At 59.1% G+C, this 16,863-nt stretch carries 17 protein-coding genes and 1 pseudogene; 6 read left to right on the plus strand and 12 right to left on the minus strand.

All coding sequences use genetic code 11. The features are described 5' to 3' along the window. Positions 1 to 34: 34 nt before the first annotated feature. Positions 35 to 1,096 carry a DUF2066 domain-containing protein gene (locus AB4N43_RS08275; protein ID WP_027922433.1) on the minus strand — a complete coding sequence of 354 codons (1,062 nt, stop codon included), beginning with the start codon at positions 1,094 to 1,096 and terminating at the stop codon, positions 35 to 37. Between the two features lie 382 nt (positions 1,097 to 1,478). Between AB4N43_RS08275 and purM the strand changes: the two genes are divergently transcribed. The 3 genes from purM to AB4N43_RS08290 are packed head-to-tail and all read left to right on the plus strand — an operon-like array spanning position 1,479 to position 3,909. Next, positions 1,479 to 2,537: a phosphoribosylformylglycinamidine cyclo-ligase gene (gene purM / locus AB4N43_RS08280; protein ID WP_027922432.1), complete on the plus strand. Its 1,059-nt coding sequence runs from the start codon at positions 1,479 to 1,481 to the stop codon at positions 2,535 to 2,537. Continuing rightward, entirely contained in the window at positions 2,537 to 3,187 is a 651-nt protein-coding gene (gene purN / locus AB4N43_RS08285) for a phosphoribosylglycinamide formyltransferase (RefSeq protein ID WP_027922431.1), read from the plus strand. The genes purM and purN overlap by 1 nt, the downstream gene beginning before the upstream one ends. An 8-nt stretch (positions 3,188 to 3,195) precedes the next feature. Then, on the plus strand, positions 3,196 to 3,909 hold the full coding sequence (locus tag AB4N43_RS08290) for a DUF3108 domain-containing protein (protein WP_027922430.1): 714 nt from the start codon (positions 3,196 to 3,198) through the stop codon (positions 3,907 to 3,909). Between the two features lie 65 nt (positions 3,910 to 3,974). Here AB4N43_RS08290 and AB4N43_RS08295 read toward each other — a convergent pair whose 3' ends face one another. Next, the gene (locus AB4N43_RS08295; RefSeq protein WP_460153746.1) at positions 3,975 to 5,150 is read right to left on the minus strand and encodes a trans-sulfuration enzyme family protein; all 1,176 of its coding nucleotides are present in this window, start codon (positions 5,148 to 5,150) and stop codon (positions 3,975 to 3,977) included. Beyond that, positions 5,147 to 6,523, minus strand: coding sequence for a pyridoxal-phosphate dependent enzyme (locus AB4N43_RS08300; protein WP_460153748.1), 1,377 nt, complete (start codon positions 6,521 to 6,523; stop codon positions 5,147 to 5,149). The genes AB4N43_RS08295 and AB4N43_RS08300 overlap by 4 nt, the downstream gene beginning before the upstream one ends. Positions 6,524 to 6,784: 261 nt before the next feature. Here AB4N43_RS08300 and AB4N43_RS08305 point away from each other — a divergent pair, with 261 nt between their 5' ends. Together AB4N43_RS08305 and AB4N43_RS08310 are read left to right on the plus strand one after the other, a co-directional pair. Next, positions 6,785 to 7,201 carry an OsmC family protein gene (locus AB4N43_RS08305; RefSeq protein WP_059181362.1) on the plus strand — a complete coding sequence of 139 codons (417 nt, stop codon included), beginning with the start codon at positions 6,785 to 6,787 and terminating at the stop codon, positions 7,199 to 7,201. Positions 7,202 to 7,262: 61 nt separating this feature from the next. Further along, a complete protein-coding gene (locus AB4N43_RS08310; protein ID WP_027922426.1) occupies positions 7,263 to 8,123 on the plus strand; it encodes a pirin family protein in 861 nt (286 codons plus the stop codon). 31 nt (positions 8,124 to 8,154) lie between these two features. Here the strand turns inward: AB4N43_RS08310 and AB4N43_RS08315 are convergent. The 4 genes and pseudogenes from AB4N43_RS08315 to AB4N43_RS08330 all read right to left on the minus strand — a co-directional run. Next, positions 8,155 to 8,286, minus strand: a pseudogene (locus AB4N43_RS08315) (dienelactone hydrolase family protein); the annotation flags it as partial. A gap of 75 nt (positions 8,287 to 8,361) precedes the next feature. Further along, complete coding sequence (htpG, locus tag AB4N43_RS08320; protein WP_460153751.1) at positions 8,362 to 10,266, minus strand: molecular chaperone HtpG; 1,905 nt, start codon at positions 10,264 to 10,266, stop codon at positions 8,362 to 8,364. 80 nt (positions 10,267 to 10,346) lie between these two features. After that, positions 10,347 to 10,799 carry a PaaI family thioesterase gene (locus AB4N43_RS08325; RefSeq protein ID WP_027922424.1) on the minus strand — a complete coding sequence of 151 codons (453 nt, stop codon included), beginning with the start codon at positions 10,797 to 10,799 and terminating at the stop codon, positions 10,347 to 10,349. Continuing rightward, positions 10,796 to 11,272, minus strand: a complete 477-nt coding sequence (locus AB4N43_RS08330; protein ID WP_410921305.1) for a PaaI family thioesterase — start codon at positions 11,270 to 11,272, stop codon at positions 10,796 to 10,798. The genes AB4N43_RS08325 and AB4N43_RS08330 overlap by 4 nt, the downstream gene beginning before the upstream one ends. A gap of 156 nt (positions 11,273 to 11,428) precedes the next feature. Here AB4N43_RS08330 and AB4N43_RS08335 point away from each other — a divergent pair, with 156 nt between their 5' ends. Beyond that, entirely contained in the window at positions 11,429 to 11,662 is a 234-nt protein-coding gene (locus AB4N43_RS08335) for a hypothetical protein (RefSeq protein ID WP_027922422.1), read from the plus strand. Positions 11,663 to 11,729: 67 nt separating this feature from the next. On the opposite strand, the gene AB4N43_RS08340 is transcribed toward AB4N43_RS08335, so the two are convergent. From AB4N43_RS08340 to sucC, 5 genes are all read right to left on the minus strand, one after another. Continuing rightward, a complete protein-coding gene (locus AB4N43_RS08340) occupies positions 11,730 to 12,131 on the minus strand; it encodes an MAPEG family protein (RefSeq protein WP_027922421.1) in 402 nt (133 codons plus the stop codon). Continuing rightward, a complete protein-coding gene (locus tag AB4N43_RS08345) occupies positions 12,131 to 12,868 on the minus strand; it encodes a DUF599 domain-containing protein (protein WP_027922420.1) in 738 nt (245 codons plus the stop codon). The genes AB4N43_RS08340 and AB4N43_RS08345 overlap by 1 nt, the downstream gene beginning before the upstream one ends. A gap of 267 nt (positions 12,869 to 13,135) precedes the next feature. After that, a complete protein-coding gene (gene brnQ, locus AB4N43_RS08350; protein WP_027922419.1) occupies positions 13,136 to 14,449 on the minus strand; it encodes a branched-chain amino acid transport system II carrier protein in 1,314 nt (437 codons plus the stop codon). A 338-nt stretch (positions 14,450 to 14,787) separates the two neighbouring features. Beyond that, the gene (gene sucD, locus AB4N43_RS08355; protein ID WP_027922418.1) at positions 14,788 to 15,669 is read right to left on the minus strand and encodes a succinate--CoA ligase subunit alpha; all 882 of its coding nucleotides are present in this window, start codon (positions 15,667 to 15,669) and stop codon (positions 14,788 to 14,790) included. Beyond that, positions 15,669 to 16,835, minus strand: coding sequence for an ADP-forming succinate--CoA ligase subunit beta (gene sucC, locus AB4N43_RS08360; RefSeq protein WP_007898980.1), 1,167 nt, complete (start codon positions 16,833 to 16,835; stop codon positions 15,669 to 15,671). Before sucC ends, sucD begins: the two co-directional genes overlap by 1 nt. Positions 16,836 to 16,863: the final 28 nt, after the last annotated feature.

Genomic DNA, 16,863 nt, shown 5'->3' on the forward strand with positions numbered 1-16,863 from the left:
CACTCCATATGCATCTATATAAAGAAAGAAAACCCTACCAGCGGAATCGCAACTGCGGCGTCGGTGCCACGGCCGGCGCTACGACAGGCGCCGAACCTTGCGCCGCTGGCTGAACCGGGGCGACGGGCGCAGGCGCCTCACCGGCCGGCACTTCCTGCAACTTGGCCAGAGACAACTGCGAGCGCAGTTGCTCGGCGCTGCCGTTCACCCGATAAAGGATGCGATCACCGTCAACACTTTGCAGACGCGCGCCAAATGGGTCGAGCAAGCGCCCCAGCGCCGCGTAGCGCTCCAGGTTCATGCCCTGCACTTCCAGCAATTGCTCGCCCGAAGCCCCGGCCTTGACGACGAACCGCGGCGCCAGTCGCTCGCTGACCGCCAGCATCACAGCATCGGCCACAGCGGCCTGATCGGCGCCTTGCACGCTGCCTGCTTCCTTCTTGTCGCCCAGCCACAAATTCCACTTCGCCTGCCACTGCCCGCCCTCTTCCTTGGCATGCACCGCGAGCAAGGCGTCAGCGTTGTAACGCTCCGAGGCATTGTGCAGCGGCGTCGCATCCGTGCCTTCAAGCGTCGGCGCGGTCGCCACCAATTGCTCGCTCAAATCCGCCAGCGGCAAGCGCAACGGCAAACCACGATGCTGCGCCGCACGACGCAATGGCGCAGCGCTGGCCTGACCATCACCCACCAGGCTCGAACCTTCGGTGGAGTCGTTCAACCACCAGCCAAGGATCGACGGCCGATTCACGCCCCACAACGACAACCCCGCCCGACGCAGCGCCTGCTCGGTGGTGGCCGGGTCGAAATCGACTTTCAACACTTCCGGCGGCCCGGCATCAAAGCCGTACTGACTGATGATCTGCTGAGGATCTTTGCGCAAGGCCGCCAACCCCGGGCTCTGCGCGGCCTTCGGATCGCCGGTCAGGCGCAGCACCAGCGTGTCCAGTGCCCGCTGGGTCGCTTGATCACGCTCCTCGGTCGACTGACTGGTGACAGGCTCGCGCACCTGATAAAGACCTTTCACGTTCTCGGCATGGCTCGCGAGGCTGAAAAGGGAAAAACAGCTCAGACACAAAAATTTAGAAAGAAAACGCATGGAAGATTCCTGACGACAAGAGCGGCTGGAACAGACCGCATGAAGACGATCGAACAGGGCTGTGACCACATCCCTGCGCAAAACATTCACACGGCCGCGATAAGTTTTCGCACTGTCATAACGATAGACGGTTAATCGGGATACCTTATACAGCCATGCGAGAGGCCACTAACACGGCCAATATCAATTTTTTTAATGGGATATGCCCCTGCCGTCGGCGTGAGGATGGCCGCTGCCCCTCAAGCCTGATAAAATCGCGCGCCTTCGCAGACCGGCAACAGCCGGGCGGCTCGAATTTCGCGTGAGGCAATCGCCCCCGTCGAATTCGGCGTCCCCGCTGGACTCGGTCGTTACCCCTGAATCCCCCCTAAAGGCCTGGATCATGAGCAAGCAACCCTCCCTGAGCTACAAGGACGCCGGTGTAGACATCGACGCCGGTGAAGCATTGGTCGAACGCATCAAGAGCGTCGCCAAGCGCACTGCGCGCCCGGAAGTCATGGGCGGCCTGGGCGGTTTCGGCGCCCTCTGCGAAATCCCGGCTGGCTACAAGCAGCCTGTGCTGGTTTCCGGCACCGACGGCGTGGGCACCAAGCTGCGCCTGGCCCTGAACCTGAACAAGCACGACAGCATCGGCATCGACCTGGTGGCCATGTGCGTGAACGACCTGGTGGTCTGCGGCGCCGAGCCGCTGTTCTTCCTCGACTACTACGCCACCGGCAAGCTCAACGTCGAAACCGCGACCCAGGTCGTGACCGGCATCGGCGCGGGCTGCGAACTGTCCGGCTGCTCCCTGGTCGGCGGCGAAACCGCTGAAATGCCTGGCATGTACGAAGGCGAAGACTACGACCTGGCCGGCTTCTGCGTTGGCGTCGTGGAAAAATCCGAAATCATCGACGGTTCGAAAGTCGCTGCCGGCGATGCCCTGCTCGCCCTGCCGTCTTCCGGCCCGCACTCCAACGGCTACTCGCTGATCCGCAAGATCATCGAAGTGTCGGGTGCCGACATCGAAAACATCCAGCTCGACGGCAAACCGCTGACCGACCTGCTGATGGCCCCGACCCGTATCTACGTGAAGCCGCTGCTCAAGCTGATCAAGGACACCGGCGCGGTCAAGGCCATGGCTCACATCACCGGTGGTGGCCTGCTGGACAACATCCCGCGCGTTCTGCCAAAAGGCGCCCAAGCCGTGGTTGACGTGGCAAGCTGGAACCGCCCTGCCGTGTTCGACTGGCTGCAAGAGAAAGGCAACGTCGACGAAAACGAAATGCACCGCGTGCTGAACTGCGGTGTCGGCATGGTTATCTGCGTGGCTCAAGAGCACGTTGAAACCGCGCTGAATGTATTGCGTGAAGCGGGCGAGCAGCCTTGGGTCATCGGTCAGATCGCCACCGCTGCCGAAGGCGCGGCCCAGGTTGAACTGAAGAACCTCAAGGCTCACTGATGTCAAAGACCTGTGATGTCGTGGTGCTGTTGTCCGGCACCGGCAGTAACTTGCAGGCCTTGATCGACAGCACGCGGACCGGCGACAGCCCGGTCCGCATTGCTGCGGTGATTTCCAACCGTGCCGACGCCTACGGCCTGCAACGCGCCAGGGACGCGGGTATCGACACCCGCTCCCTGGATCACAAGGCTTTCGAAGGCCGCGAGGCCTTTGATGCTGCGCTGATCGAACTGATCGACGCCTTCAATCCCAAACTCGTGGTACTGGCCGGTTTCATGCGCATTCTCAGCGCTGATTTCGTGCGCCATTACGCCGGTCGCCTGCTCAATATCCACCCGTCGCTGCTACCCAAATACAAAGGGTTACACACTCATCAGCGCGCGCTGGAGGCCGGTGACACCGAGCATGGCTGCTCCGTGCACTTTGTCACCGAGGAACTCGATGGCGGACCACTGGTCGTACAGGCAGTAATACCGGTAGAGTTGCACGATTCGCCGCAGAGTCTGGCGCAGCGAGTCCATGCCCAGGAACACCTGATCTACCCGTTGGCTGTACGCTGGTTTGCCGAAGGTCGTTTATCACTCGGCGAACAAGGTGCTTTACTGGATGGGAAGTTACTCGCGGCCAGCGGCCACTTGATTCGAAACTAGGAGATATTATGCGTCGCGCCCTGCTCTTCGCTTGCGCTCTGTTTGCCTTGCCTCTGGCACAGGCTTCGGAACTTCAACCTTTCTCCGCCAGCTACACCGCCGACTGGAAACAGCTGCCCATGAGCGGCACGGCTGAACGCAGCCTGACCAAGGAAGCCAACGGCGTCTGGAAACTCAGTTTCAAGGCATCGATGATGATTGCCAGCCTGACTGAAGAAAGCACCCTGACCCTGGACAAGGACACCCTGCTGCCTCAGTCCTATCACTTTGAACGTGGCGGCCTGGGTAAAGCGAAAAAGGCTGATCTGGATTTCGACTGGACCACCAAAATGGTCACTGGCACCGATCGCGGTGACCCGGTCAAAGTGCCGCTGAACCGTGGCATGGTCGACAAGTCCACGTATCAACTGGCCCTGCAACACGACGTTGCCGCTGGCAAAAAAAGCATGAGCTATCAGGTTGTCGACGGTGGTGAAGTCGATACCTATGACTTCCGCGTACTGGGTTCGGAAAAAGTCGACACCAAGGCCGGTCAGATCGATGCGATCAAGGTCGAGCGCGTGCGCGACCCGACACAAAGCAAGCGCATCACCGTCCTGTGGTTCGCCAAGGACTGGGATTACCTGCTGGTCCGCCTGCAACAGGTTGAGACCGACGGCAAGGAGTACAACATCATGCTCCTCGACGGTACGGTCAACGGTAAGTCTGTCAAAGGCAGCTGATCCGCGATCGAAATGAAAATCCGGAATCCACTAAGGGTTCCGGATTTTTTTTGCCTGCTGAACCGTCAGATCCGCGCCAGTGCCTGCGCCAGATCGGCGCGCAAGTCTTCGACGTCCTCAACCCCCACGGACAACCGCACTAGCGCATCACCGATGCCGAGCTCCGCACGGGTATCGACGGGAATCGTGGCGTGGGTCATGATCGCCGGGTGCTCAATCAGGCTTTCCACCCCGCCCAGACTTTCTGCCAGCGCAAAGATCTGCACACCTTCCAGAAAGCGCTTGGCACCCACCAGATCAGTGTTCAGATCGAGTGAGATCATCCCGCCGAAACCGCGCATCTGCTGCCGCGCCAACTCGTGCTGCGGATGTGACGACAACCCCGGGTAGTAGACCCGCGCGACCTGCGACTGCTGTTCCAGCCATTGCGCCAGCGCCAATGCGTTGCTGCAATGACGCTCCATGCGCAATGCCAGGGTCTTCACACCACGCAGGGTGAGGAACGCGTCAAACGGCCCGGCAATCGCGCCCACCGCGTTTTGCAGAAAGCCCAGGCGTTCGGCCAACTCGGCGTTCTGCCCAACCACCGCGATGCCGCCGATGACGTCGGAGTGTCCGTTCAAATACTTGGTGGTCGAGTGCACCACGACATCGAAGCCCAGTTCCAGCGGACGCTGGATCCACGGGCTGGCGAAGGTGTTGTCGGCCACGCAGATGATGCCGCGCTGGCGGCAAATGCGCGCGATGGCGGCAAGGTCCGTGAGGCGCAACAACGGATTGCTCGGCGTCTCGACGCAGACCATGCGCGTATCGTCCTGCAGCGCCGCTTCGAAGGCCGAAAGGTCCGTCAGGTCGACAAAGCTGAAGCGGTGCCCGGCGCTGCGCCGACGCACCTTGTCGAACAGGCGAAATGTGCCGCCATACAAATCATTGCCCGAGACGATATGCGAATCGGCATCGAGCAGTTCGAGCACCGTGGAAATCGCCGCCAGCCCGGACGCAAACGCAAACGCCTGGGTGCCGCCTTCAAGATCCGCCACGCAACGCTCCAGCGCAAAGCGCGTCGGGTTGTGCGAGCGACCGTAGTCGAGGCCTTTGTGCACGCCCGGGCTTTGCTGCAAATAGGTGGAGTTGGCGTAAATCGGCGGCATCAACGCGCCGGTGGACGGGTCCGGCGCCTGCCCGGCATGGATCACGCGAGTGGCGAAGCCATGGGGCGCAGCATCTTTATCGTGACTCATGCCAGAGATCTCCGTAGATGATTAAGTAGGTCGACGCGGGTAATCAGGCCATGGAAGCCCGAGGCATCGGCAATGATCGCCACCAGCCCACGATCAAGCTCCGCCTGCAGCTCAGCCAGGCTGGCAGCGGCCGGCAGGGTTTGCAGTTTGTCGGTCATCGCGCTGGCCACCGTCAAGCGAAAGTGCGAGGCGTCCTGATGCACCCGCAGCAGAATGTCGGACTCGTCGATCACCCCGACCAACCGCTGGCCGTCCACCAGCACCGGCAGTTGCGACACGTCCGCCAGACGCATGCGCTGGAAAGCGGTCAGTAACGTGTCGTCCGGGCCGACGCTGATCACCCGGCCATCCTCGAAACGGCGCGAGATCAGGTCGCGAAGATCGCCGTAGCGTTTGTATTGCAGCAGACCCTGATCGTTCATCCACTGGTCGTTGTACACCTTCGACAGGTAGCGGGTGCCGGTGTCGCAGACAAAACTCACAACCCGTTTCGGCTCGGTTTGCTCGCGGCAATAGCGCAGCGCCGCCGCCAGCAAGGTGCCGGTCGACGAACCGCCGAGAATGCCCTCGGCGCGCAGCAGTTGGCGGGCATGATCGAAGCTTTCTTCGTCGCTGATCGAATACGCGTGGCGCACGCTGGACAGGTCGGCAATCGAGGGAATGAAGTCTTCGCCAATGCCTTCCACTGCCCACGAACCGGGCGTTCCGAGGGTGCCGCTGCGGCTGTATTCGGCCATCACCGAGCCAACCGGGTCGGCCAGGACCATGTCCAGGTTCGGCTGCACGCGTTTGAAAAACCGGGTCAAGCCCGTCAGCGTCCCGGCCGAACCGACGCCGACGACGATGGCATCGACATCATGCTGGGTTTGCGCCCAGATCTCCGGTGCGGTGCTGCATTCGTGGGCCAGCGGGTTGGCCGGGTTGTTGAATTGATCGGCAAAGAACGCGTCGGGAATTTCCTTGGCCAGCCGCGCGGCGACATCCTGGTAGTACTCGGGATGGCCCTTGCCGACATCGGAGCGGGTGATATGCACCTCGGCGCCCATCGCCTTGAGGTGCAGGACTTTTTCGGTGGACATCTTGTCGGGCACCACCAACACGACGCGATAGCCCTTGGCCCGGCCGACCAACGCCAGGCCCAGGCCGGTGTTGCCAGCCGTGGCCTCGACGATGGTGCCGCCGGGTTGCAGGCGACCGTCGCGCTCGGCGGCGTCGATCATCGCCAGGCCGATGCGGTCCTTGATCGAACCGCCGGGGTTTTGTGATTCAAGTTTGAGAAACAGCGTGCACGGGCCGGTATCGAAGCGGCTGACGCGCACCAGCGGCGTGTTGCAAATCAGTTCGAGTACGGCGGGGCGGGAGTCGTTTGGCATGTCTTCACCTTGCTATGGTTTTCGCACTGGATGGACACCAACCTGCGGCGCGTCATTGTGTGACAGTCGCAGGCAATACCTCGCTTGGACCATAGGCCGCGATTGCCTCATTCGCAACCGCGCACGGCCGGCCGGTAATCCGGTTCCCCTTCAGCGAACGAGGATCAGCCCGCAAGAAAGTGGAACGCGACCGCAGAGGAATGCTCTATAACTTCAAGGTCATTTTTGATCGAACGACTTTTCCAGCCTGGGAGGCTTTCCATGACCGTTACCGTCAATACCGTTTCCGCCGAAGGTTTTCGCCACAGCGTTCAAATCGATGACCACGAACTGTTTGCCGATGTGCCGACCGCATCCGGCGGCGAGGGCTCGGCGCCAGAGCCCCACGATTATTTCGATGCGGCCCTGGGCGCATGCAAAGCCTTGACCCTGAAGCTGTATGCGAAGAAAAAGGACATCCCGCTGACCGGTGTCACCGTCGAGGTCAAACGCGACAACAGCGAAGAGCTGAAAGGCAAATACGCCCTGCACGTCAAATTGACCCTCAAGGGTGTGCTCACCGATGCGCAGCGCGATGAATTGCACCGCGTAGCCGACCGCTGCCCGGTCCACAAACTGATGACCACCACCGACGTCAGCATCGAAACCCACCTGTCCGAAGGTGCATTCAGCCAATAGCGGCAAGGGCTGCGCAAGCGGGTTATGCTCCACGCATCACCCGCTCAGCCTGGAATGCAGCATGAACACTCCGCTCGTGATCCGCCCCCGCGCCGAAGATGTCGAAGGCCAGCCGATTCTTCGCCCGTTGCCGTCTGCCAAATGCCGCAGTGTCGGGCCTTTTGTGTTCTTCGACCACATGCTGCAAACCCGCTATCCGGCGGGCAAAGGCATGAACATCCGTCAGCATCCGCACATCGGCCTGTCGACCCTCACCTATCTGTTTGAAGGGCAAATCCAACACAAGGACAGCCTCGGTTCCGATCAGGTGGTCAATGCCGGCGATGTCAGCTGGATGACCGCCGGCAGCGCGATTGCCCATGTCGAGCGCACACCTGAAGCGTTGAAAGGCAGTGGCTTTACGATGCACGGCTTGCAGATCTGGCTGGCCTCGCCCAAGGAACATGAACAGGGTCCGGGGCACTACAGCCATCATCCGGCGAGCACCTTGCCGGTCAGCGATAACCTTGGCGTGAAGATCCGCATGATTGCCGGGTCAGGCTTTTGCCTGGAATCGCCGGTGCCGGTGCTTTCTCCTACGTTGTACGCGGAATTGAACCTGCAGACGGCGACCACGCTGCTGATTCCCACCGAGCATGAAGAACGCGCGTTGTATGTCTTGAGCGGTGAAGCGCAGCTGGATGGCGAGGCGCTGGAACCGAATGCGCTGGTGGTGTTGCCAGCGGGGGAAGAGATGACGCTGTTTGCCGAGAGCGACTGTCACGCCGTGTTGTTTGGCGGCGCGCCACTGGACGGGCCACGGCGGATCAACTGGAATTTTGTCGCGAGTGATCCGGCGGTTATCGATGAGGCGCGGCGGCGCTGGGCGGCCGGGGATTGGCCGACGGTGCCGGGGGAAAGTGAGCGGATCGAATTGCCGTAGCCTCTTCGGTGAACCTTACACCGCCTGCTCGCGAAGCACCGTGCAGTACCAACACCGAGCCCTTGATGTTTTTGGCGTCCGCCGGATCAGGTGAATCCAGCGTGCCGTGGAACGACACTGCCGCTTTCAACGGCGCACCCGTGCGGGCCAGGTCCAGTGCGCAGGCTCATGATTCACTCCTGCTTAAAAACACCAGAATGAAAAAAACCCGCCGAAGCGGGTTTTTTTTACAACGCAGTTAAACCGACAGTTCAACCAACAGCTTATTCAGACGGCGCACATACGCGGCCGGGTCCTTCAAGCTGTCACCGGCAGCCAGTGCCGCCTGATCGAAGAGAATGTGCGACAGGTCGCCGAAACGCTCTTCGCTCTGCTCGTTGTCGAGCTTCTCGATCAGCGGGTGAGCCGGGTTGAACTCGAAGATCGGCTTCGACTCCGGAACCTTCTGGCCACTGGCTTCCAGGATCTGACGCATTTGCAGGCCCAGGTCCTGCTCGCCGATCGCCAGGATCGCCGGAGAATCGGTCAGACGGTGGGAAACCCGTACTTCAGCCACCGAGTCGCCCAGTGCGGTTTTCAGACGTTCAACCAGACCTTCTTTGGACTTGGCGACTTCTTCCGCAGCTTTCTTGTCCTCTTCCGAGTCCAGATTGCCCAGGTCCAGGTCACCCCGTGCCACGTCGACAAAGCTCTTGCCGTCGAAATCGTTGAGGTAGCTCATCAGCCACTCGTCGATACGATCGGTCAGCAGCAGCACTTCGATGCCTTTCTTGCGGAAGACTTCCAGGTGCGGGCTGTTTTTGACTTGCGCGTAGGTTTCGCCGGTCAGGTAGTAGATCTTGTCCTGACCTTCCTTGGCGCGAGCCAGGTATTCGGCCAGGCCAACCACTTGCTCGCCTTCATCGCCGTTGGTCGATGCGAAACGCAGCAGGCCAGCGATCTTCTCTTTGTTGGCGAAGTCTTCTGCCGGGCCTTCTTTCATGACCTGACCGAAGTTCTTCCAGAAGCTCTTGTATTGCTCAGGCTCGTTCTTCGCCAGTTTTTCCAGCATGTCCAGAACGCGCTTGGTCAGCGCCGACTTCATCGAATCGATGATCGGGTCTTTCTGCAGGATTTCGCGCGACACGTTCAGCGACAGGTCGTTGGAATCGACCACGCCTTTGATGAAGCGCAGGTACAGCGGCAGGAACGACTCGGCCTGGTCCATCACGAACACGCGCTGCACGTACAGCTTCAGGCCTTTCGGCGCTTCACGCTGGTACAGGTCGAACGGAGCACGGGCCGGCACGTACAGCAGCGAGCTGTATTCAAGCTTGCCTTCGACCTTGTTGTGGCTCCAGCTCAGCGGGTTCTCGAAATCGTGAGCAACGTGCTTGTAGAACTCCTGGTATTCCTCGTCCTTCACTTCGGTGCGAGGACGGGTCCACAGGGCACTGGCGCGGTTGACGGTTTCCCATTCGGCGGCAGGCTGCTCTTCACCTTCGGCAGCGGCCACTTCTTTTGGCAACTCGATCGGCAGGGCAATGTGGTCGGAGTACTTCTTGATGATGTTGCGCAGACGCCAGCCATCAGCGAATTCGTCTTCACCGGACTTCAGGTGCAGGACGATGCGAGTGCCGCGCTCGGCTTTCTCGACAGTGGCGACTTCGAAATCGCCTTCGCCCTTGGACGACCAGTGCACGCCCTCGCTGGCCGAATCACCGGCACGACGGCTGAACACGTCGACTTTGTCGGCGACGATGAATGCAGAATAAAAACCCACACCGAACTGACCGATCAGGTGCGAATCTTTCTTCTGATCGCCAGACAGGTGTTTCATGAAATCGGCAGTGCCGGATTTGGCGATGGTACCCAGGTGGGTGATCGCTTCTTCACGGTTCATGCCAATGCCGTTGTCTTCGAGGGTGACGGTTTTGGCGTCCTTGTCGAAGCTCACACGGATTTTCAGTTCGGCGCCGCCTTCCAGCAGCTCAGGCTTGGACAGGGCTTCGAAACGTAATTTGTCGACAGCGTCAGAGGCGTTCGAGATCAATTCGCGAAGGAAAATTTCCTTGTTGGAATACAGCGAATGGATCATGAGGTGCAGCAATTGCTTCACCTCGGTCTGGAAGCCCAGGGTTTCCTTTTGAGTTTCCACACTCATGGTCATCAAACTCCAATCAGATGGCTAAGCCGCGACCTTGAGGGTCGGCGGCGGGATGTCATCAAAGTTGGGGGCTGTGTTCAGGATTTCAAGGGCTCTTCGATTTTGAAATGGGCGCGAGCCGTCGCAATGGGCTCGGCTTCGGTGCTTTGCCAGGCGGTAACGGCCACGTTGGCGACCCGGCGCCCCTGGCGGCACACCTGACATTTGGCCCAGGTATCGCGAAACTGCCCGGCGCGCAGGTAGTCGAGGGAGAAGTCGATGATTTTCGGCACGCCCGGTGAACCGGTGAAAATCAGCAGGTGCAGCGCCGCCGAGAGTTCCATGAACCCGGCGATCACACCGCCATGAATCGCCGGCAGTAAAGGGTTACCAATGTTGTCCTTGTTGGCTGGCAGGCGAAACAGCAGATCATCCCCCACCCGCGAACATTCGACGCCGATCAGTTTGGCATAGGGAATCAGGTGCAACAGCGAGGCGTAGTCGCCCTTCTCGTGGGCCTGTTGCAGTTGTTCCTTGAAGGAATAGGTCATTGCGCACCTCCGGCGATGACGCCGCCAAAGCCTTTGGTGCCTTTGATGGCTTTGCCCATGCGCATGAACGTGCCGACGACGTGGGCGATGGGGTGCTCGGGATCGTCCTGATAGGCAAAACCACGGGCGAAAATCACGTCAGTGGTCACTCGATAGCATTGGGCGAAGCCATAGACGTCCTTATGTGGCTCGGCGGCGTGCATGTAATCGATGCGCAAATCAAGGGTCGGGCAAACCTCGAATTCGGGCAGCACGCACAGGGTCGACATGCCGCACGCGGTATCCATCAGCGATGTCAGCGCACCGCCATGAATGACGCCGGTTTGCGGGTCGCCGACGATTTGCGGGCTGTAGGGCAAGATGACCGTTAGTCCGTCATTACTGGCGCTGTGAACTCGCAGTCCGAGGACCTGACAATGACGCAACGCCGATATGAATCGCGTCGCACGCTCAAAAACGGGGTTTTCGGCCATTTCAAAAAACTCTTCTTAGTGCTCGATCAAAGTAGCTCGTCTGCGGGCAAAAGTTCCATCGCATCACAAAACTATATATCTGAACGAATTGAGGAACTTAACGCTGTGGGCTGTGCTCGAAAGGCCAGTAGTTATATCCATAAGGAGAAACACCCCATGCGTAAGACTTTAGCTATTGCCTTGATGTTGACCGCTTCCCTCGGTCTCGCTGCCTGCGATAAAAAATCCGAGGACAAAGCTCAAGATGCGACTAAACATGCTGAGCAAGCTCAGCAAGACATGAGCAAAGCTCAGGATAAAGTGAACGACGCTGCGAAAGAAAACGCCGAAGCTGCCAAAGCTCAGGCTGAATCGAACGAAGCCGCCGTAAAAGAAGCACCTAAAAACTAAATCAGTTTTTAGCGTGATAAAGAAAACCCGCCAAGTGCGGGTTTTCTTTTGCCTGTGATTTGCGCCGTTAGAGTAAAACGGTTCTAAAAGTCGGACTAATCATCAACAACAATGAACAGACGAAACCGACAACCCAGACGAGACTGCGCTGCCAGGGCAAATCGCCCCAGTAACACAGTAAGTAAATAACGCGCGTGATCACAAAGATGATCGCCAGCAGGTCGATCAGCCACCCCGCCGTTTGCGTGGTGTGCGCCATCAACACCCCCACCGCAAACAATATAAAGGCCTCGAAACAGTTCTGATGCGCGGCCACGGCACGGGCGCCGAAGCCCGTGAGGTGCGCCTGTTGCTCGCGCGGGGCGTGGTTGTTGTAACCGCCCTGCTCTTTCATCGCCTTGGCCACCGGTATGCGGGCCACGTAAATCAGCAATGCGCTGATAAACACACACCAGAACGGAATACTCATCAAACGGCCTCTCTGTTCGCCTCGGGCAAGGGTGCCTCTGTAGGGGTATAGACCATCACGTCGAGAACGTCGGAATGAAACTCCCGGCGATACAACACCAGCACGACGCCGGCACTCATCAGCATGAACAGCCACGGGCTGACAAACCAGGCCAACATGGTCATGCCGAAATAATAGGAACGCAGGCCGAAGTTGAACTGGTTGGCCGCCATCGAGATGACCCGAGCCGCACGAGCCGCAAAGGCTTTGCGTTCCTGTTCGGACACGTGGCGCTCACCCACCATCGGCGCGGAGCCCACCAGAATCGCCGCGAAGTTGTACTGGCGCATGCACCAGCTGAACGTGAAGAACGCGTAGACAAACACCAGCGCCAGGCACAGCAATTTGATCTCCGACATCCCTTGGGACGCCTGTTGCACCATCGGAATGTCCGCCAGCAACGACACCGCCCTTTCGGACGCCCCGAGCACGGTGAGGATGCCAGCCAGGATGATCAAGGTGCTGGAAGCGAAAAACGAGGCGTTGCGCTCCAGGTTGCCGATCACACTGGCGTCAGCGATGCGGTTGTCGCGTAGCAGCATGCGGCGCATCCAGTCTTCGCGGTACAGGTGCAACACGCTGGCCAGGCACGCGGTGTCGCGACCCTTCCATGAGGCGTACCGGGTGTAACCGCCCCAGCAGATGACAAACCAGAGCGCGGCGAGGATGTGGATCAGGTTGGCGTGGATGAACGACATGCAGGTCCTTGTGATGTAAGGGCGAAATACTCGAAACCTTGTAGGCGTGAGCCTGCTCGCGATAGCGGTAGATCAGTCAACATCTCTGCTGAGCGTAAAATCGCCATCGCGAGCAGGCTCACTCCTACATTGGAAACTTGCAACCCTTCGACGTTAGCTCAAGGGAAAAGACACTGCATCACGCCCATAAAAAATGCCCCGTATCGATTGATACGGGGCATTTCAGTTTCAGCTTGATGGCCCGCTTGTGACCGGCCGTTCAGCGACTCAAGCCAGCGCTTCTTCGCGCTTGCCCAGCAGACGATCGCAAACCACCGCGACCACCAGGGTCATGACCGAAGGCACCAGCCATGCCAGGCCCTGCTCGCTCAGCGGCAGGTGCGACAACTGAGTCGGCATCCAGTCCGCCAGACCTGCGCCCTTGAGCGCGTCGATCAGGCCGAAGATGAACGACACCAGCATCACTGGACCGACAATGCGGCCCTGCTCGTGCCAGAAGTCCTTGCAGAAGCTCAGGGCTACCAGAGCGATGCAGGGCGGGTAAATCGCGGTCAGTACCGGGATCGAGAACGCAATCAGCTTGGTCAGGCCCAGGTTGGACACAAACAAGGAGAACACCGCCAGGATGATCACCAAGGTCTTGTAGGACAGTGGCAGCACGCGGCTGAAGTACTCGGCGCAGGCGCAGGTCAGACCGACCGCCGTCACCAGGCAGGCCAGCGAGATCAATACCGCAAGGAAACCGCTGCCCAACGAACCGAAGGTGTGTTGAACGTAGGCGTGCAATACCGCCGCACCGTTGGTTGCACCGGCGGCCACTTCATGGCTACCCGAACCGAGACGGAACAGGCTGACGTAAACCAGCGCGAGGCCTACGCCGGCAATCAGCCCGGCAATGATCGCGTAGCGGGTAATCAGCACCGGCGATTCCACGCCTCGGGAGCGGATCGCGTTGACGATGACGATGCCGAACACCAAGGCGCCCAAGGTATCCATGGTCAGGTAACCATTAATGAAGCCTTGAGAAAACGGTGCTGCTACGTACTCAGGCGTGGCCTGGCCAATATCACCGGCCGGCAACGCGAACGCGGCGATGCCGAGCGCGGCCAGGGCGATGATCTTCATCGGTGCGAGGAAACGCCCTACGGTATCCAGCAAACGGCCCGGATACAGCGAGATGAAGAACACCAGCAGGAAGTACACCGAACTGTAGAGGAACAGCGCCAATGGGCTCTCGCCGGTCAGCGGCGCCAGGCCTACTTCGAACGATACGGTCGCGGTGCGCGGGGTGGCGAACAGCGGGCCGACAGCGAGGTAGCACGCGGCAGCCAGCAGGCCCCCGGCGATTTTACCGATCGGGCTGCTCAGGGCATCCATCGCACCACCGACTTTCGCCAGTGCGACAACCGTGATCACCGGCAAACCGACTGCGGTGATCAAAAAGCCCAGCGCCGCCATCCAGACATTAGGCCCGGACTGCAAACCGACGATAGGCGGGAAGATGATGTTGCCAGCCCCGACAAACAGGGCAAACGTCATAAAACCAAGTGCCAGGATGTCCTGGCCTTTCAACACTTTCATTAAGGAAATACCACACTACTGAATCGGAATTTAGAGAGGGATTTCCCTGTGGGGTGAGGGAAATGCTGTCGGTCCGTATGAGACTGACCCTTTAGCGCGTAGCAACCTTGTGGGTCGCGCACGCAAAAATGGCGGCTAGCCTAACGAATTTGACTTGAAAACGCACTGTTAGAGGGCGAACTATCCGATACGCGACGTTTCTGTGTCGCGTTTACGTATATAAATTTCATCCTTCAGGACAGATGCTCCCACGCTCTGCGTAGGAACGATCATCTGGAAACGACAAAGGCCACCCGAAGGTGGCCTTTGTTTGGTGAAGCGTGAATTAAGCGCGAGGCTTACTTCATCGCCCAACCGGTCAGCTCGGACAAAGCCTTGCCGATGTCTGCCAGCGAACGCACGGTTTTAACGCCTGCGTCTTCCAGGGCAGCAAACTTCTCGTCTGCAGTGCCCTTGCCGCCAGAGATGATTGCGCCAGCATGGCCCATGCGCTTGCCTGCAGGGGCAGTCACACCAGCGATGTAGGAAACAACCGGCTTGGTCACGTGTGCCTTGATGTAGGCAGCCGCTTCTTCTTCAGCCGAACCGCCGATCTCACCGATCATCACGATCGCTTCGGTCTTCGGGTCTTCCTGGAACAGCTTCAGGATGTCGATGAAGTTCGAACCCGGGATCGGGTCACCGCCGATGCCGACGCAAGTCGACTGACCGAAACCGGCGTCAGTAGTCTGCTTAACAGCTTCGTAGGTCAGGGTGCCGGAACGGGAAACGATACCGACCTTGCCTGGCAAGTGAATGTGACCTGGCATGATGCCGATCTTGCATTCGCCTGGAGTGATCACGCCTGGGCAGTTAGGGCCGATCAGGACTACGCCCAGCTCGTCGCACTTAACTTTAGCGTCCAGCATGTCCAGGGTAGGAATGCCTTCAGTGATGCAAACGATCAGCTTGATGCCGCCGAAGGCTGCTTCCAGGATCGAGTCTTTGCAGAAAGGAGCCGGAACGTAGATCACGCTGGCGGTGGCGCCAGTGGCAGCTACAGCGTCTTTCACGGTGTTGAACACTGGCAGACCCAGGTGCTCGGTGCCGCCTTTGCCCGGAGTTACGCCGCCAACCATCTTGGTGCCGTATTCGAGCGCTTGCTGGGTGTGGAAACTACCTTGCGAACCGGTAATACCCTGGCAGATAACTTTGGTGTCTTTATTGATCAGGACGCTCATTATTTGCCCTCCGCAGCTTTAACGACTTGTTGAGCAGCGTCGGTCAGGCTGGTAGCAGCGATGATGTTCAAACCGCTTTCTGCCAGTACTTTAGCGCCCAGCTCAGCGTTGTTGCCTTCAAGGCGAACAACAACCGGGATTTTCACGCCGACTTCTTTCACTGCGCCGATGATGCCTTCGGCAATCATGTCGCAACGAACGATGCCGCCGAAGATGTTGACCAATACTGCAGCGACGTTAGTGTCGGACAGGATGATCTTGAACGCTTCGGTAACGCGTTCTTTGGTAGCACCGCCGCCCACGTCGAGGAAGTTGGCTGGTTTGCCGCCATGCAGGTTGACGATGTCCATGGTACCCATGGCCAGGCCAGCACCGTTGACCATGCAACCGATGTTGCCTTCCAGTGCTACGTAGTTCAGTTCGAACTTGGCAGCGTGCGCTTCGCGCGGATCGTCTTGCGACGGATCGTGGAAAGTCTTCAGCTTAGGCTGACGGTACATGGCGTTGGCGTCGATGTTGATCTTGGCGTCGAGGCAATGCAGATCGCCGTCAGCCTTGATCACCAGCGGGTTCACTTCCAGCAGAGCCAGGTCGTGATCCTTGAACAGCTTGGCCAGACCTACGAAGATCTTGGCGAACTGAGCAACTTGCTTGCCTTCCAGACCCAACTGGAATGCCAGCTCGCGACCCTGGAATGGCTGAGCGCCAACCAGTGGATCGATAGTGGCTTTCAGAATTTTTTCTGGAGTGTCGTGAGCGATTTTCTCGATGTCCACGCCACCTTCGGTGGAAGCCATGAACACGATACGACGGCTCGAACGGTCAACGACAGCGCCCAGGTACAGCTCTTTAGCGATATCAGTGCACGATTCAACCAGGATCTTGGTGACTGGCTGACCATTGGCGTCAGTCTGGTAAGTCACCAGACGCTTGCCCAGCCACTGCTGTGCGAATGCCTTAGCGTCTTCTTTGCTGCGAACCAGCTTAACGCCGCCCGCTTTACCGCGACCACCAGCGTGAACCTGGGCTTTGACAACCCACTCGGTGCCGCCGATTTTGTCGCAAGCTTCTGCTGCTGCTTCCGGGGTGTCTACTGCGTAACCGGTGGAAACTGGCAGGCCGTATTCAGCGAACAGCTGCTTACCCTGATACTCGTGAAGATTCATGCTTATTACCGTCTTCGTTAGGTACTGC

The organism is Pseudomonas sp. S2_B07 (assembly GCF_054668435.1).

Bases quoted from the DNA above. Each gene is read 5' to 3' on its own strand.
- AB4N43_RS08275 (WP_027922433.1), bottom strand. From the start codon at position 1,096: ATGCGTTTTCTTTCTAAATTTTTGTGTCTGAGCTGTTTTTCCCTTTTC.
- purM (WP_027922432.1), top strand. From the start codon at position 1,479: ATGAGCAAGCAACCCTCCCTGAGCTACAAGGACGCCGGTGTAGACATC.
- purN (WP_027922431.1), top strand. From the start codon at position 2,537: ATGTCAAAGACCTGTGATGTCGTGGTGCTGTTGTCCGGCACCGGCAGT.
- AB4N43_RS08290 (WP_027922430.1), top strand. From the start codon at position 3,196: ATGCGTCGCGCCCTGCTCTTCGCTTGCGCTCTGTTTGCCTTGCCTCTG.
- AB4N43_RS08295 (WP_460153746.1), bottom strand. From the start codon at position 5,150: ATGAGTCACGATAAAGATGCTGCGCCCCATGGCTTCGCCACTCGCGTG.
- AB4N43_RS08300 (WP_460153748.1), bottom strand. From the start codon at position 6,523: ATGCCAAACGACTCCCGCCCCGCCGTACTCGAACTGATTTGCAACACG.
- AB4N43_RS08305 (WP_059181362.1), top strand. From the start codon at position 6,785: ATGACCGTTACCGTCAATACCGTTTCCGCCGAAGGTTTTCGCCACAGC.
- AB4N43_RS08310 (WP_027922426.1), top strand. From the start codon at position 7,263: ATGAACACTCCGCTCGTGATCCGCCCCCGCGCCGAAGATGTCGAAGGC.
- htpG (WP_460153751.1), bottom strand. From the start codon at position 10,266: ATGAGTGTGGAAACTCAAAAGGAAACCCTGGGCTTCCAGACCGAGGTG.
- AB4N43_RS08325 (WP_027922424.1), bottom strand. From the start codon at position 10,799: ATGACCTATTCCTTCAAGGAACAACTGCAACAGGCCCACGAGAAGGGC.
- AB4N43_RS08330 (WP_410921305.1), bottom strand. From the start codon at position 11,272: ATGGCCGAAAACCCCGTTTTTGAGCGTGCGACGCGATTCATATCGGCG.
- AB4N43_RS08335 (WP_027922422.1), top strand. From the start codon at position 11,429: ATGCGTAAGACTTTAGCTATTGCCTTGATGTTGACCGCTTCCCTCGGT.
- AB4N43_RS08340 (WP_027922421.1), bottom strand. From the start codon at position 12,131: ATGAGTATTCCGTTCTGGTGTGTGTTTATCAGCGCATTGCTGATTTAC.
- AB4N43_RS08345 (WP_027922420.1), bottom strand. From the start codon at position 12,868: ATGTCGTTCATCCACGCCAACCTGATCCACATCCTCGCCGCGCTCTGG.
- brnQ (WP_027922419.1), bottom strand. From the start codon at position 14,449: ATGAAAGTGTTGAAAGGCCAGGACATCCTGGCACTTGGTTTTATGACG.
- sucD (WP_027922418.1), bottom strand. From the start codon at position 15,669: ATGAGCGTCCTGATCAATAAAGACACCAAAGTTATCTGCCAGGGTATT.
- sucC (WP_007898980.1), bottom strand. From the start codon at position 16,835: ATGAATCTTCACGAGTATCAGGGTAAGCAGCTGTTCGCTGAATACGGC.